Origin of the sequence: Neisseria sp. HMSC074B07 (assembly GCF_001810355.1) — a bacterium.
Taxonomy (GTDB): Bacteria; Pseudomonadota; Gammaproteobacteria; order Burkholderiales; family Neisseriaceae; genus Neisseria.
The window spans coordinates 40,541-54,988 of record NZ_KV800928.1 but is presented as its reverse complement, the minus strand read 5'-3'; the positions used below and the strand labels follow the sequence as shown (position 1 = coordinate 54,988).

The window sequence follows — 14,448 nt, the reverse complement described above, 5'->3', positions numbered from 1 at the left end:
AAGGTCGTCTGAAAACTTTTCAGACGACCTTTTTATCAACTGTAAATCTCAGCCCCTTTCTTCACAAACTCGACCGCTTTTTCTTCCATGCCCTGCCGCTGGGCTTTTTGCTTGTCGGCGTAGTCGCGTACTTCCTGCGTGATTTTCATCGAGCAGAATTTGGGGCCGCACATTGAGCAGAAGTGGGCGATTTTTGCGCCTTCGGCAGGTAGGGTTTCGTCGTGGAAGCTCTCGGCGCGTTCGGGGTCGAGGCTTAAGCGGAATTGGTCGCGCCAGCGGAACTCGAAACGCGCCTTGCTCAGAGCGTTGTCGCGTAATTGTGCGCCCGGCCAGCCTTTGGCGAGGTCGGCGGCGTGGGCGGCGAGTTTGTAGGTGATGATGCCGGTGCGCACGTCTTCTTTGTCGGGCAGGCCGAGATGCTCTTTCGGGGTAACATAGCAGAGCATGGCTGTGCCGTACCAGCCGATATTGGTCGCGCCTATGCCTGAGGTGATGTGGTCGTAGCCGGGGGCGATGTCGGTAACGAGCGGGCCGAGTGTGTAGAAAGGCGCTTCAAAGCAGTGTTGCAGCTCTTCGGTCATGTTTTCTTTGACGCGTTGCAACGGCACATGGCCGGGGCCTTCGATCATGACTTGTACGTCGTGTTCCCACGCTTTGCCGGTCAATTCGCCCAAGGTGTGCAATTCAGCGAACTGCGCTTCGTCGTTGGCATCGGCAATGCAGCCGGGGCGCAGGCCGTCGCCGAGGCTGAACGACACGTCGTAGGCTTTCATGATTTCGCAGATTTCGTCGAAATGCGTGTAGAGGAAGTTTTCCTGATGGTGGGCGAGGCACCATTTCGCCATGATGGAGCCGCCGCGCGATACGATGCCGGTGAGGCGGTTGGCGGTCATCGGCACATAGCGCAGCAACACGCCCGCGTGTATGGTGAAATAGTCCACGCCTTGTTCCGCCTGCTCGATTAAGGTGTCGCGGAACAAATCCCAAGTCAAATCTTCGGCAATGCCGCCGGTTTTTTCCAAAGCCTGATAGATGGGCACGGTGCCGATGGGGACGGGCGCGTTGCGGATAATCCATTCGCGCGTCTCGTGGATATGCGCGCCGGTGGATAAATCCATAATCGTGTCCGCGCCCCAACGCAGCGACCACACCATTTTTTCGACTTCTTCGGTCAGGCTGGAGGTTACGGCGGAGTTGCCCAAGTTGCCGTTGATTTTGACGCGGAAGTTGCGGCCGATAATCATCGGTTCGAGTTCGGGGTGGTTGATGTTGGCGGGGATAATCGCGCGTCCGGCGGCAATTTCTTGGCGCACGAATTCAGGCGTGATTTGGTCGGGGTGGGTCGGGATATTTGCGCCGAAACTTTGCCCCGCGTGCTGTTTCAAGAGTTTGGCGTATTCGGGCCGTCTGAAAAGTTCGTCCAGCTTCATGCGTTCGCGTATGGCGGCAAACTCCATCTCCGGCGTGATGATGCCGCGGCGCGCATAGTGAAGCTGGGTTACGTTGCGACCTGCTTTGGCGCGGCGCGGGCGGGTGATTTGGTTGAAGCGCAGATGGGCGGTTTGCGGATCGTGTGCGCGTTCGATGCCGTATTCGCTGGAAAGCTTGGGCAGGATTTCGGTATCGCCGCGTTCGTCCAGCCATGCGGTGCGGACGTGCGGCAGGCCTTGTTTCAGGTCGATGTGTGCCGCCGGATCGCCGTACACGCCGCTGGTGTCATAGACGGGAATCGGCGGGTTGGCTTCCGTGCCTTGCGCCGTGTAGGTGTCGTCCTGACGGATTTCGCGCAAAGGCACGCGGATGTCTTCGCGGCTGCCTTGCAGATATACGCGTTCGGAGTTCGGATATTTGAAGCGGATGCCGATGTCTTCGCTCAAGTCGGCAAGCTCGCGCGCTTCGTTGCCGGAAGTTTTGGCGGTTTTCTTTGGCGTAGTCATAAAAAATGCTCCTGTTTTCTCGTTTGAAAAGAAGAAACAGGAGCGTTTTGCTTTTTCAGACGACCCCAATATCAAAAAAGGTCGTCTGAAAGACAGAATCCGTGAAAACTCCCCACGCAGGTATTATCCCGATCGGGTGTAAAGGGTATTTCTCAGCCGCCTGAACATCAGGCAGCACCCCTGTTTCGTAAGAGTAGGATTATAAACCACGATACGCATTTGTTGTAAATTAACTTCATATCAGCCTGAGTTTGAAAGGAAAGGGCCGACGGCGGAAAGCACACCCATATCCTGCCGCCCCGTCAAATTTTTCATGATTTTAGGTATCGGTTGAGGGCTGATTTATCTATAATCTTTTTCCGTTTTTTATAACTATATACGTCGTCTGAAAATGTCTGAAGCCATTCAAAACCGCAAAATCAAATTCGCCTTAGTCGGCTGCGGCCGTATTTCCAACAACCATTTTGGCTCGTTTGAGGTATTGCAAGAAGATTGCGAACTCGTTGCCGTGTGCGACATCGATCCTGCCGCGCTTGAAGCGGCGGTCAAGCGTACCGGCGCGAAAGGCTATGCCCGCTATACCGACATGCTGGCAGAAACCGATGCCGACGTAATCGTCATCACCACGCCGTCCGGCTTGCATCCCGAACAGGCGGTTGAGGCGTTGGAAGCGGGTTTTCACGTCGTCACCGAAAAACCGATGGCAACCTGCTTTGCCGACGGCGAACTTATGGTTCAAGCTGCCGACAAAGCGGGCAAACGTTTGTTTGTCGTGAAACAAAACCGTCTGAACGCCACGCTGCAACTGCTCAAACGCGCGGTCGCAGAACAACGCTTCGGCAAAATCTATATGGTGCATTTGAATGTTTTTTGGACGCGCCCGCAGTCGTATTACGACCAAGGGGGCGGTTGGCGCGGCACTTGGAAGATGGACGGAGGCGCATTCATGAATCAGGCTAGCCACTACGTCGATTTGATGGAATGGCTCATCGGCCCGGTGGCGGAAGTGCAGGCGATGATTGCGACCCACCGCAAAATTGAAGCCGAAGACACGGGCGTGATGAACCTCCGTTGGCGCGACGGCACGCTCGGCTCGATGGCGGTGACCATGTGTACCTATCCGAAAAACCTCGAAGGCTCGATTACCATTTTGGGCGAAACCGGCACGGTACGCATCGGCGGTATGGCGGTGAATGAAATTCAGGAGTGGAATTTTGCCGACGAGCGCGATTACGACGAACAGGTCAAAACCGCCAATTACGAAACCACGTCGGTGTACGGTTTCGGGCATCCGCTGTATTATCGGAATGTTGTCGATGTATTGCGCGGCAAAGCCGAGCCTATTGTCGATGGGCGCGAAGGCTTGAAATCGCTGGAGCTGATTAACGCCGCCTACCTTTCTGCACACAACCGTCAAACGGTTTCGCTGCCGCTGGTGTTGCAATCTTTGCGAACGTTTGACCATTCTGATTGTCCGAAAGGAAGCCCCTTCCATACTCAATCAAAGGAATCATCATGATACTGACCCGCGAACAAGCCCTCGAAATTTTCAAACGCCGCGTTTCCGTCCGCTACTACGACCCTGCGCGCAAAATCAGTGCCGAAGATTTTGCCGCCATCCTTGACTTCGGACGGCTTTCGCCCAGCTCCGTCGGCTGCGAGCCGTGGCAGTTTGTGGTCGTACAGAACGCAGCTTTGCGCGAAAAAATCAAACCCTTCGCTTGGGGGATGCAGGCTTCCATTTCGGATGCCAGCCACGTCGTTTTCCTGTTGGCACGAAAACATGCCCGCTACGACAGCCCCGCTTTTGAAGAATTGATGGACAGACGCGGTCTGACTGCCGAAGAGCGGGCGGGCGCATTTGAACGCTACCGCCGTTTCCAAACCCACGATATGCCCATCGCCGACGACGAACGCGCCCTGTTTGACTGGGCAAGCAAGCAAACCTACATCGCGCTGGGCAATATGCTTACCGGCGCAGCAATGCTCGGCATTGATTCTTGCGCCATCGAAGGCATGGAGTATGCCGTAGTGGAAAAAATCCTTGCCGAAGACGGATTGCTCGACCCTGAACATTACGGATTGTCCGTCGCCGCAACCTTCGGCTACCGTGTGCGCGATATTTCTCCGAAACCGCGCCGTGATGCGTCGGAAACGGTAATTTGGGCGGAGTAGGGCGGCTTTTCAGACGGCCTAAAACCAAAGTCTATCCGTTTTTTTTAAGGAGCCGGTCATGGACAGCCAGGCACAACAATGGACGCAAACCCTGTCCCGCTATGTGGAACGCACAATCATGCCCGACGGGCGCGATACCTTTGAATCGACCCCGCTGCTGGCGCAGACGCTGTACCGCCTGTCGTCCCGCAAAGGCGGCAGCCTGGCAGACTTGGGCTGCGGTACGGGAAAATCGTTTGCGCCGTTTGTCGGACAATACGCGGATATTGTCGGAATCGACGCGGATGCAGCCAACTTGGCCGCCGCCCGACAGACTTGGGCGGGGCATTCGGAAATCAGGTTGGTAGAGGGTGAAATCGGGCGGGAAGACTTGCCCGGGTATGCCGCCGATACGGTACTGACTTCCCTGTTCCTGCACCAAATCCCGCCGGACAGACTGCCGCAGGCCTTGAAAACCATACGCCGTCTCTTGAAGCCTGACGGAGAGTGGCTGATGGCGGACGAGCTGATACTGTTTGACGCCGGACAGGATGCGGCCAAGTTTGACCGCGTGTACCGTTATCTGCTGGAACACACCGTCCCGCACGAGGTTTACGAACGGCAAATCAAACCCTATCTGCTTGAAAACCACATCTACACTTGGCGGGAAATGCAGGAAAACACTCCGCCGGAATACCGCTTCCGCTCCCTCGCCGAACTGGAAAAATTGCTTGCCGAGGCAGGGCTGTTTATTGAAACCGTCGAAGAAATCACGCCGTTTTTCGGTTGTTTAAAGATAAAGGCCGTCTGAAAACCATTCAGACAGCCTTTTATAGCAAACATAATTAACTTTCGATACTTCAGGGCTTCCGACCCCGTCATTCCCGCGTAGGCGGGAATCCATTTTTAAATTTTAGAAACTGTTTTTCAAATTAGGGTTTCTTAAGTTTTACGATGGATTCCCGCCTGCGCGGGAATGACGGAATTTGATGACATGCTGTATTTAAAGTTAAGTATGTTTGCTATACATCATTCATCAACGGGCAAAACGGCGTTTATCCGTTGATATCTTCCAGCGTCCTGCCTTTCGTTTCTTCGCCTAAAGCTAAAATCACCAATACAATCAGCATCATCACGCCGGCGAACATCATGAAAATATTGCCGAATCCGTCGCTGCCACCGACCATTTTGGCGACCACCATAGGCGCAAGGATACCGCCGATGCGTCCGATTGCGCCCGCCCAGCCGGAGGCGAAGGCACGGAAGCGGAGGGGGTAGAGTTCAGGTGTGTAGGTGTATAAAACGCCCCATGCGCCGAGGTTGAAGAACGACATCAGGCTGCCCCATGCCATGACTTCGGCGGCGCTGCTGCTTTGCCCGAAAAACCACGCGCAGACGGCGCAGGCGGCGAGAAAGCCCGCCAAAGTCGCTTTGCGCCCGATTTTTTCCACCAATGCCGCCGCCGCGATGTAGCCGGGCAGTTGCGCGACAATCATCACCAGCACATATTCAAAGGTTTTGACCACCGTATTGCCTTGTTCGACCAAGAGTTTCGGCAGCCAAGTAAAAATGCCGTAATAGGAAAATACAATGCCGAACCAAACCAGCCACAGCATCAGCGTGCGTCGTGCGAAAGGCTGTTGCCATAGTTGTATGAAACGGATGCGCTGTTTTTCCTTTTGCGGCGGTGCGATGGCCGTTGCGGTGGGCGTCATCCCCGTTTCTTCTTCCAAGCGGCTGACCAGCCGGTGCGCTTCGTCCGTTTTGCCTTGCGAGAGCAGGTAGGGTACGGATTCGGGTATGAATTTCAACACCAGCGGGATATACACAATCGGCAGCGCGCCGATTAAAAACGCGCTGTGCCAGCCGAATTTTGGGATAAAGAAATAGGAAGCGAGTGCTGCGGCAAGCCAGCCTAGCCCCCAAAAACTTTCCAGCAACACGATAAAGCGTCCGCGTACTTTCGGCGGGGCGTATTCGCTGACTAAGGACACCGCGACGGGGAGCTGCCCGCCCAGTCCTACGCCGACGAAGAAGCGGAAAAATAAAAGCGCGGACAGGTTGGGTGCAAACGCGCATAAACCCGTTGCTATGCTGTACACCGCCATCGTCCCGGCAAAAACGGTTTTCCTGCCGAAGCGGTCGGCAAACCAGCCGCTGATGACCGCGCCCAATGCCATGCCGACAAAGGAGATGCTGACAATCCAGCCCAATTGCGCAGGCTCAAGCGACCAGTCTTTGCCCAGCTCGGGCAGGATGAACGACACCAGCCCGGTATCCATCGCGTCAAACAGCCAGCCGATACCGACCAGCACCAAAAGCCTGTAATGAAACTTGCTCGGCGGCAAGTTTTGAAGGCGGGTAAGGATATCCATCGTATTTCCTTTGCGTTGCTTGTTTTGCTCTTGCAGTTTAACGCAGAGCCGCTCCTTTTCAAGGCTTGCCGCTTTGCACGCATGGCAAACCTGATAACAAAAAGGTCGTCTGAAAACCCGAAATCCGTTTTCAGACGACCCGTCTTTATTTTTTCCAATAAGCCGGTGTCAGCAAAATCAACACCGTAAAAATCTCCAAGCGGCCCAGCAGCATCACGGCAGAACACAGCCATTTCTGCACATCGCTCAATACCGCATAGCTGCCCGCCGGTCCGACCTCGCCCAAGCCCGGGCCCGCATTGGTAATACACGCAATAACGGCGGTGAAGGCGGAGATAAATTCCATCCCGCTTGCCATCAGCAAAAAGCTGAACACAATCGTCGTCATGAAATAAATCGAAATAAACGCCATCACCGTCAGCGCCATGCGGTCGGGAATCATGCGTCCGTTGACCTTGACCGTACGCACCGCTTTCGGGTGCAGCAGAATCATCATCTCGCGCAGGCTGAATTTGAACAAGACCAACGCCCGCACGTTTTTAATGCCGCCGCCCATAGAGCCGGAGCTTGCCAACAGGTTGGATAGGAAAAACATCCACAGCGACACGATCAGCGGCCATTGCGCGAAATCCGTGTTGGAAAAACCGCTTGCCAGCCCGATGGAGACAAAGTTGAAGCTGACAAAACGCAGCGAATCCCCAAAGGTTGCATAAAAATCCTTCTGCCACAGATACACCGCCGACATCAAAATACTGCCCGCCAGCAGCACCAGCAGTACGCGGCATTCCTCATCCTGCCAATAGGATTTGAGCGAACGCTGTGTCAGCGCCGTGAAATGCGTGGCAAAATTCACACCGCCCCAAAGCGTGAAAAACATGATCGCCCATTCGACGGTCAGCGAATCAAAATAAGCGATGCTGGCATCGTGTGTCGAAAAACCGCCCAGCGACACCGCCGACATCGCATGGCAAAGCGCGTCAAACCAGCTCATCCCCGCAAAATGCAGCGTCAGAAAAGCCGCCGCTGTCGTCATCGTATAGAAGAACCAAAGCTTTTTTGCCACCTGCGAAATGCGCGGCGCCATCTTGCTTTCTTTGTCCATTCCCGGAATTTCAGCCTTGAAGAGCTGCGTTCCGCCCACGCCCAGCATCGGCAGAATCGCGACCGCCAGCACGATGATACCCATGCCGCCCAGCCAGTTGAGCATATGCCGCCAAAAATTCACCGAAGGGGCCAGCGTGTCCAAGCTCGTCATGACCGTCGCGCCCGTCGTCGTCAGTCCGGACATCGCCTCAAAAAACGCATCGGTAAAACTGATGCCCGGGATGTGAATATAGATCGGCATCGCCGCCACCAGCGCAAACGCCAGCCACAACATTAAAACCAACGTAAACCCGTCGCGCGGGCGCAGCTCGCGGCGGAAATGGAAGGTCAGCAGCCAAACCGCGCAAGAGGTCAGCGTCGTTGCCAAAGCCGTGTAGGCAAACGCCGGAAATGCGTTGTCCAGAAAAAAATACGACATCAGCGTCGGTACTGCGAGCACCATGGAAAACAGCAGCCCCAGTCTGGACAAAACGTGGACAATAGGGAGGAATTTATACATATCAATCTTAAATAGGGGTCGTCTGAACGGCGTAACGGGCTTGAAGCTGCCGTCCAGATCCGCCTGCGAAATCCACATTCAAGCCGTCAAAAGCGATCGGGAAATTTTCAGACGACCTGTTTTACAGACCATCCTTAGCAGGCAGGTACAAAAAATCGGTCCGTAATTTTATCAAATTAGGCAAATGGCGTTATTGATATTTTACAGTCGGAAAAGGCAAGGGGTCGTCTGAAAACAGCGGCTTCAATCGACATAAACGGACGAAGTAGGGATAAAATGCCGATTGCTTTTTACGCCGTTGGGCTTTCAGACGACCTCTTTGCATACTATCCCGCCAGCCACAACGATACCGTATAAATCACCAGTCCGACCAGTCCGCCGACGAGCGTGCCGTTGATGCGGATATATTGCAAATCCTTGCCCACGCTCAATTCCAGTTTTTCCACCATCAGGCGGCTGTCCCAGCCTTTGACTTTGTCCGAGACGAACAAAGCGGCCTTATCTTTATAACGCATCACAAAATCCCGAACCAAAAGCGAGATCCGTACATCCGCCCGACGCATAAATTGCGGGTATGCCTGAGCTTGCGAACGCATATGGTTCAGCAGCTTTTCCAGTTGCGCTTGGCACAAAGAGTCTTGTTTTTCCACATCTTCCCGCGCCCAGTCCAGAATGCCGCGCCATAAGGTCATGATTTGACGTTGCAGGGCGGACGATTGCGCGAGCTGTTTTTTGAATTTGTCCAGACGGCGGTGCCACAGGCGCGAGGTGGTCAGGCGTTCGGTCAGTTCGTCGTATTGCACCAAGAATTGTCGGCGCAGCGCGTTGTCCTGCTTGTTCGCAGTTGCCAAATAGCCGTCTATCCATGCCAACGCTTTTTCTGCCGCCCAATCATCGACTTTCTCCACCAAGGTCGATTTCACCGCCGCTTTAAGCCTGTCCCAAGTTCCGGGATTGCCGCCTTCGATTTTCGCCGCCCATTCGCGCAGGTTCTGTTCCAACATTTCGCGGGTTTCCGGCGTTTTCAGCCAACGCCGAATCTGACGGAGCAGGCTTTCAAACGCTTTTTCGTGCATCCCTTGCGCTTTCAACAGCCGCAAACCGTCGGCAAGCGCGTTGCCGATTTGTCCGCCGCTGTAACGTTCTTCCAGCAGCATTGCCGTAAAACGCGCCGTCTGTTCCGGTTTGGCGATGGCAAGCAGGGTCGGAATCTGCTTGGAAAGCCAGGGTAGCCAGTGCGATTTCACGTCTTCGCCGTCCAGCCATTTCAATAATTTATCGCTGGGCTGCGCTTGATAAATACGCATGGCGATGGGTTTGCCCTGCAAAAAATTGTGTTCGATAAACCGCCCCAATTCATCGCCGATACGCGCCTGATTGCGCGGCAAAATCGCGGTATGGGGAATCGGCAGCCCGAGGGGTCGTCTGAAAAGCGCGGTTACGGCAAACCAGTCCGCCAGCGCACCCACCATCGCTGCTTCGGCAAATGCTTTGACAAATCCCAACCAAGGATATTGGCGTACATAAACGGTGGAGGCTGCAAACAGCCCGCACGCCGCAAGCAGCAAGCCCGTCGCCCAACGCCTGCTTTTCGCCAACTTTTTGCGCGCCTCATTTAAGCGGACTTGTTCCGAAAGGGTGTGCATTCCTTTTCCTTTTTTTGAAAATCGGGATTTTTGAGTGGGTGTGTTTGATCAATCGGATTATACGCCGTATTGCCTAATTTTTAATCATTGTATATTTTGATTGAGAATAGAATAAGTTAGCTGACTTTTCCACAGACTGCGCACACAAAGGCAAACACGGAATGTGACTAAACCGACAAACTGCCTATTTTTTAAGCATTGTATTTTTTTGTTTGATTATCAAAAGGTAATAGAACTTATTCACAAGCTGTTCACACCGTTCAGCAAAGAAATTGTGTATAGCGGGGAAAATGGGCAATTCAGGGGTAGGGCGTTTGGACGGATGATGTGGATGGTTTACAGTATTCCTTTCCGGACCGTATTCAGACGACCTTTACTTTGCCGTGTCGCGTTACTACAATCACTATTTTAATCCAATAAAACCAGCCCCAAGGAGCGCATTATGAACGCCTCGCAATTAATCAGCAGCCTGACCCAAACCGTCGGCGAAAAATACATCATCACCGACCCCGCGAAAACCGAACAATACCGCCAAGGCTACCGTTTCGGCGAGGGTAGGGCGTTGGCGGTGGTGCGCCCCGGAACCATTCTGGAAATGTGGAAAATTTTGCAGGCATGCGTCGAAGCGGACGTGATTGTGATTACGCAGGCGGCGAATACCGGTTTGACAGGCGGCTCGACCCCCGACGGCAACGATTACGACCGCGATATCGTGATTGTAAACACCATGCGGATGAACATCATCCAAACCATCAACAACAACGAACAAGTCGTCTGCCTGCCCGGCTCTACCCTGAACCAGCTCGAATTGCTGCTTAAACCTTTGGGGCGCGAACCGCATTCAGTCATCGGCTCTTCATGTATCGGAGCGTCCGTCTTGGGCGGCGTGTGCAACAACTCCGGCGGCGCGTTGGTGCAGCGCGGCCCGGCCTACACGGAAATGGCGCTGTTCGCCCAAATCAACGAAGAGGGCAAACTGGATCTGGTCAACCATTTGGGCATAGATTTGGGCGACACGCCCGAAGAAATCCTGACTAATCTTCAAGGCCATCACTATCAAAGAAAAGACATCACGCAAGATGCGGGCAAAGGACACGACCACGCTTATTGCGACCATGTGCGCCAAGTGGACGAGCCGACCGCCGCGCGTTTCAATGCCGACCCGGCGCGTCATTATGAAGCGTCCGGCTGCGCGGGCAAACTGATGGTATTCGCCGTCCGCTTGGACACTTTCCCGCAAGAGAAGCAAACCGCCGTGTTCTACATCGGCACCAACGACATCAACGAACTGACCGATATCCGCCGCGCCGCCTTGGGTGAATTTGAAAGCCTGCCTATTTCCGGCGAATACATCCACCGTCATGCTTTTGATATTGCCGACGTGTACGGCAAAGACACGTTCTACGTCATCAAAAAATTCGGTACACACCAACTGCCGAAATTATTTGATTTCAAAGCCAAAGTTGACCGATTCGGCAAAAAAGTCAGCTTTCTGCCCAAACATTTTTCCGACAAAGTCATGCAGTTCGTCAGCAAATACTTGCCTGACCACCTGCCCAAATCCATGCGCGATTACCGCGACAAATACGAACACCATCTGATTCTGAAAATGGGCGGAAAAGGCGTCGATGAAGCGCGCGCGTTCCTGAAAGAGTATTTTGCGCACCACGGCGGCGCGTTTTTCGAATGCAACGCCGAAGAAACCCAAGCTGCCATGCTGCACCGTTTTGCCGTCGCCTCCGCCGCCATCCGTTACCGCGCCGTGCATGATGATGAAGTGGAAGACTTGGTCGCGCTGGACATCGCCCTGCGCCGCGACGACCGCGACTGGTTTGAAAAACTGCCGTCGGAAATCGACAATAAAATCATCCACAAGCTCTACTACGGACATTTCATGTGCCACGTTTTCCATCAGGATTACATCATCAAAAAAGGCAACGACTGCATGGCATTGGAACACGAAATGCTTCATCTCTTAGACCAACGCGGCGCGCAGTATCCCGCCGAACACAACGTCGGCCATTTATACGAGGCCAAACCTGCGCTCAAGCAGTTCTACCGCAAACTCGACCCGACCAACAGCTTCAATCCGGGTATAGGCAAAACCAGTAAGAAGAAAAACTGGGCTGAGTGATAAGGTTGGGATTGTGTAAGTAAATGAAAGGTCGTCTGAAAACCAAATTGAGTCTTCAGACGACCGTTAATCTTATAATGATTCAACTTTTTAATATATTTTGATAGAATCATGACGTTAACTTTTTAAGGCATAAAAGAAAGGTATTTTATGAAACTTTACAAGATTTTTAAAAATCCTATGAATCAGTATGAGGCAGTCAAACAAGGCTGGTCTTGGCCTGCATTTTTCTTTGGGGCTATTTGGGCTTGTGTGAAAAAAATGTGGGGTTTGGGGATTGGAATATTTGTTACCTTTATTGTGTTAAATGTATTAGCTGGTCAGAATGAGATGTTGGGTGGCATAGTCGGCCTTCTTAGTTTAGGCGTTTATATAGTATTCGGAATGCAAGGTAATGCTTTGCGTGAAAAAAATCTGGTTAAACGCGGTTATGTAGAAGTACCTCAACTTATTAACGCTGCTAACCCTGAAGCTGCAATTGCCCAATATATTGCTGAATATGGTCATAAATAAAGCTTTTTGAGATTAAGGTCGTCTGAAAACAAACGTAGCGCATTTTATTCAAACGCTTAACCTGTTTTCAGACGACCTTTTTAAATTGAGTATCCAAAATATAAAATGCATCGACCAAAAATAAAAGCACCGATAAATCGGTGCTTTTTAAATTTGGCGCGGCGGACGGGGCTCGAACCCGCGACCCCCGGCGTGACAGGCCGGTACTCTAACCAACTGAGCTACCACCGCGCATCATTGTTTTGCAACAATGAAAGGAAACTTGGTGGGTGATGACGGAGTCGAACCGCCGACATTCTGCTTGTAAGGCAGACGCTCTACCAACTGAGCTAATCACCCGAGAACTCGGGATTAAACCAAAAAACCTCTATCAGGGCAAGCCGTTTGTTTCAAGATAAATATATTTATTTGAATATAAATAATAAATAAGTTTAGTATTATCTCAATCAAAAATCATATGCCCCAATTTATCGGCTTTAGTGTGCAGATATCGTTCGTTTTCCGCATTCTCGCCGACATGGAGCGGAATACGTTCGACAACATTGATGCCTGCATTTTTCAACGTCTGAATTTTTTCAGGATTGTTGGTCAACAGCTTGACAGCACGGATATTCAGATGGTCGTAGATTTGCTTGGCAAGCGTAAAGTCGCGTGCGTCAACGGGCAGTCCGAGCGCGAGGTTGGCTTCGACCGTATCCATCCCCTCGTCTTGAAGCTTATAGGCACGGATTTTGTTGATTAAGCCGATGCCGCGCCCTTCTTGACGCAGATAAACGATCACACCGCGCCCTTCTTGTTGAACCGCCTTCATCGCCGCCTCAAGCTGCGGGCCGCAGTCGCATTTTTTGGAGAACAGGGCATCTCCGGTCAAACATTCAGAATGGATGCGGGTCAGGACAGGGAGGTCGTCTGAAAAATCGCCCATCGTCAAAGCGATGTGTTCTTGCCCACTCAGTTCTTCAAAACCGTGCATAGTGAAGTCGCCCCATTCGGTAGGCAGGCGGCAAGAGGCGACGAATTTCAAGGTATTATTCATGCTCTTCTTCCTTGTCCTCGATGCCTGCCAATGCTTTCAGCGGCTCGGCAAGTGCCAACGCCAGCGCCGACCAATCTGTTTGGGCTGCGTCATCGGCTTGATCTTTATCGGTAAATTCAACGTGAACCACGCCCAAAACCGTTCCGTTTTGCGTTGCCACAGGGATGGACAACTGGCTTCCGCTGCCTTCGTTCCGACTGCCTTGGATTTCGTCCAGCAAAAGCCAATAAGCAATATCGTTGGCAATATTCATCCAACCGCTTTGCGCCGTACGGCAGGCAAGGTAAACCGTACCGTTTTCTTCATGAATAGCCAACAGATTTTCCAAAGGCTCGCCTTGCGCCGCGATACGAACCAGCCTTGCGTGCGGTTCGCCAGGAAGGTGAATGTAAACCGCCGCGCTTTTGACGGCTGTTGCACGGCTGAATACCGAATCCAAAGCCATGAAAACCTGTTTGAGCAAAGCTTCGTTTTCAGGCGTTTCTTCAATATGGTCTGCCAGCTTCCAACCGTCTTCCTCACGCCACAAAACCGAGCGGTCAATCGAAGCATTGCCCATATCCATCACCGTCTTTGCGGTCAGATAAGCAATACGGAGGTCGTCTGAAGACAGCTTCAAACCCTGTGTCTGTAAAAAATCCTGAATCAGTAAAACAGGCATGATGTTCCTCTTTGATATTAGTGTGTTCCGGCAGATAACCGATCTGCCATTATATCGGTCGGAATAAAGCAATTTCAAGCCAAAGGTTGTTTGCAGAGCAGGATACTTTGTGTATAATCCACAGTTTCATCGCGCGGACGTGGCGAAATTGGTAGACGCACCAGATTTAGGTTCTGGCGCCGAGAGGTGTGAGAGTTCGAGTCTCTCCGTCCGCACCAACATACAAAAACGCTTGAAAATTTCAGGCGTTTTTTTTCGTTTAATCCTGTCTAATACCATCAACCAATCTCAGTAAATACAAGGCTTTCAGGCTGATTGCTATCCTATTGTCTTCTTCCTGATTGTATAATTCCGTCTAATTCAGCTTAATTGAAGTAACCTAAAATTTA

11 protein-coding genes, 3 tRNA genes and 1 riboswitch are annotated in these 14,448 nt (G+C 52.3%); of the genes, 6 read left to right on the top strand and 8 right to left on the bottom strand.

The genetic code is table 11. The features are described 5' to 3' along the window. Positions 1 to 35: 35 nt before the first annotated feature. Positions 36 to 1,937, bottom strand: coding sequence for a phosphomethylpyrimidine synthase ThiC (gene thiC / locus HMPREF2726_RS05885; protein WP_009311859.1), 1,902 nt, complete (start codon positions 1,935 to 1,937; stop codon positions 36 to 38). Between the two features lie 92 nt (positions 1,938 to 2,029). Then, positions 2,030 to 2,129: riboswitch (TPP riboswitch) on the bottom strand. 199 nt (positions 2,130 to 2,328) lie between these two features. Here thiC and HMPREF2726_RS05880 point away from each other — a divergent pair. From HMPREF2726_RS05880 to HMPREF2726_RS05870, 3 genes are read left to right on the top strand one after another with little or no spacing between them, the layout of a single operon-like run. Then, positions 2,329 to 3,456, top strand: a complete 1,128-nt coding sequence (locus HMPREF2726_RS05880) for a Gfo/Idh/MocA family protein (protein ID WP_009311858.1) — start codon at positions 2,329 to 2,331, stop codon at positions 3,454 to 3,456. Further along, entirely contained in the window at positions 3,453 to 4,112 is a 660-nt protein-coding gene (locus HMPREF2726_RS05875; RefSeq protein WP_070602595.1) for an NAD(P)H-dependent oxidoreductase, read from the top strand. Before HMPREF2726_RS05880 ends, HMPREF2726_RS05875 begins: the two co-directional genes overlap by 4 nt. 58 nt (positions 4,113 to 4,170) lie before the next feature. Then, complete coding sequence (locus HMPREF2726_RS05870; RefSeq protein ID WP_009311855.1) at positions 4,171 to 4,902, top strand: class I SAM-dependent methyltransferase; 732 nt, start codon at positions 4,171 to 4,173, stop codon at positions 4,900 to 4,902. Positions 4,903 to 5,146: 244 nt separating this feature from the next. On the opposite strand, the gene HMPREF2726_RS05865 is transcribed toward HMPREF2726_RS05870, so the two are convergent. From HMPREF2726_RS05865 to HMPREF2726_RS05855, 3 genes are all read right to left on the bottom strand, one after another. After that, on the bottom strand, positions 5,147 to 6,466 hold the full coding sequence (locus HMPREF2726_RS05865) for an MFS transporter (protein WP_009311854.1): 1,320 nt from the start codon (positions 6,464 to 6,466) through the stop codon (positions 5,147 to 5,149). Between the two features lie 145 nt (positions 6,467 to 6,611). After that, entirely contained in the window at positions 6,612 to 8,069 is a 1,458-nt protein-coding gene (locus HMPREF2726_RS05860) for a TrkH family potassium uptake protein (protein ID WP_070602593.1), read from the bottom strand. Positions 8,070 to 8,395: 326 nt separating this feature from the next. After that, entirely contained in the window at positions 8,396 to 9,715 is a 1,320-nt protein-coding gene (locus HMPREF2726_RS05855) for a DUF445 domain-containing protein (RefSeq protein ID WP_070602591.1), read from the bottom strand. Between the two features lie 442 nt (positions 9,716 to 10,157). On the opposite strand from HMPREF2726_RS05855, the gene dld reads away from it, so the two are divergent. Both dld and HMPREF2726_RS05845 read left to right on the top strand, forming a co-directional pair. Continuing rightward, positions 10,158 to 11,849, top strand: coding sequence for a D-lactate dehydrogenase (dld, locus tag HMPREF2726_RS05850; RefSeq protein WP_009311850.1), 1,692 nt, complete (start codon positions 10,158 to 10,160; stop codon positions 11,847 to 11,849). Between the two features lie 150 nt (positions 11,850 to 11,999). After that, positions 12,000 to 12,362, top strand: coding sequence for a DUF2628 domain-containing protein (locus HMPREF2726_RS05845; RefSeq protein WP_009311849.1), 363 nt, complete (start codon positions 12,000 to 12,002; stop codon positions 12,360 to 12,362). A 154-nt stretch (positions 12,363 to 12,516) separates the two neighbouring features. Here the strand turns inward: HMPREF2726_RS05845 and HMPREF2726_RS05840 are convergent. From HMPREF2726_RS05840 to HMPREF2726_RS05825, 4 genes are all read right to left on the bottom strand, one after another. Continuing rightward, positions 12,517 to 12,593, bottom strand: a tRNA-Asp gene (locus tag HMPREF2726_RS05840). A gap of 32 nt (positions 12,594 to 12,625) precedes the next feature. Beyond that, positions 12,626 to 12,701, bottom strand: a tRNA-Val gene (locus HMPREF2726_RS05835). A 103-nt stretch (positions 12,702 to 12,804) separates the two neighbouring features. Continuing rightward, a complete protein-coding gene (gene ribA, locus HMPREF2726_RS05830) occupies positions 12,805 to 13,398 on the bottom strand; it encodes a GTP cyclohydrolase II (RefSeq protein ID WP_003763943.1) in 594 nt (197 codons plus the stop codon). Further along, a complete protein-coding gene (locus tag HMPREF2726_RS05825) occupies positions 13,391 to 14,059 on the bottom strand; it encodes a hypothetical protein (protein WP_009311848.1) in 669 nt (222 codons plus the stop codon). Before HMPREF2726_RS05825 ends, ribA begins: the two co-directional genes overlap by 8 nt. Positions 14,060 to 14,192: 133 nt before the next feature. Here HMPREF2726_RS05825 and HMPREF2726_RS05820 point away from each other — a divergent pair. Next, a tRNA-Leu gene (locus tag HMPREF2726_RS05820) sits at positions 14,193 to 14,277 on the top strand. Positions 14,278 to 14,448: the final 171 nt, after the last annotated feature.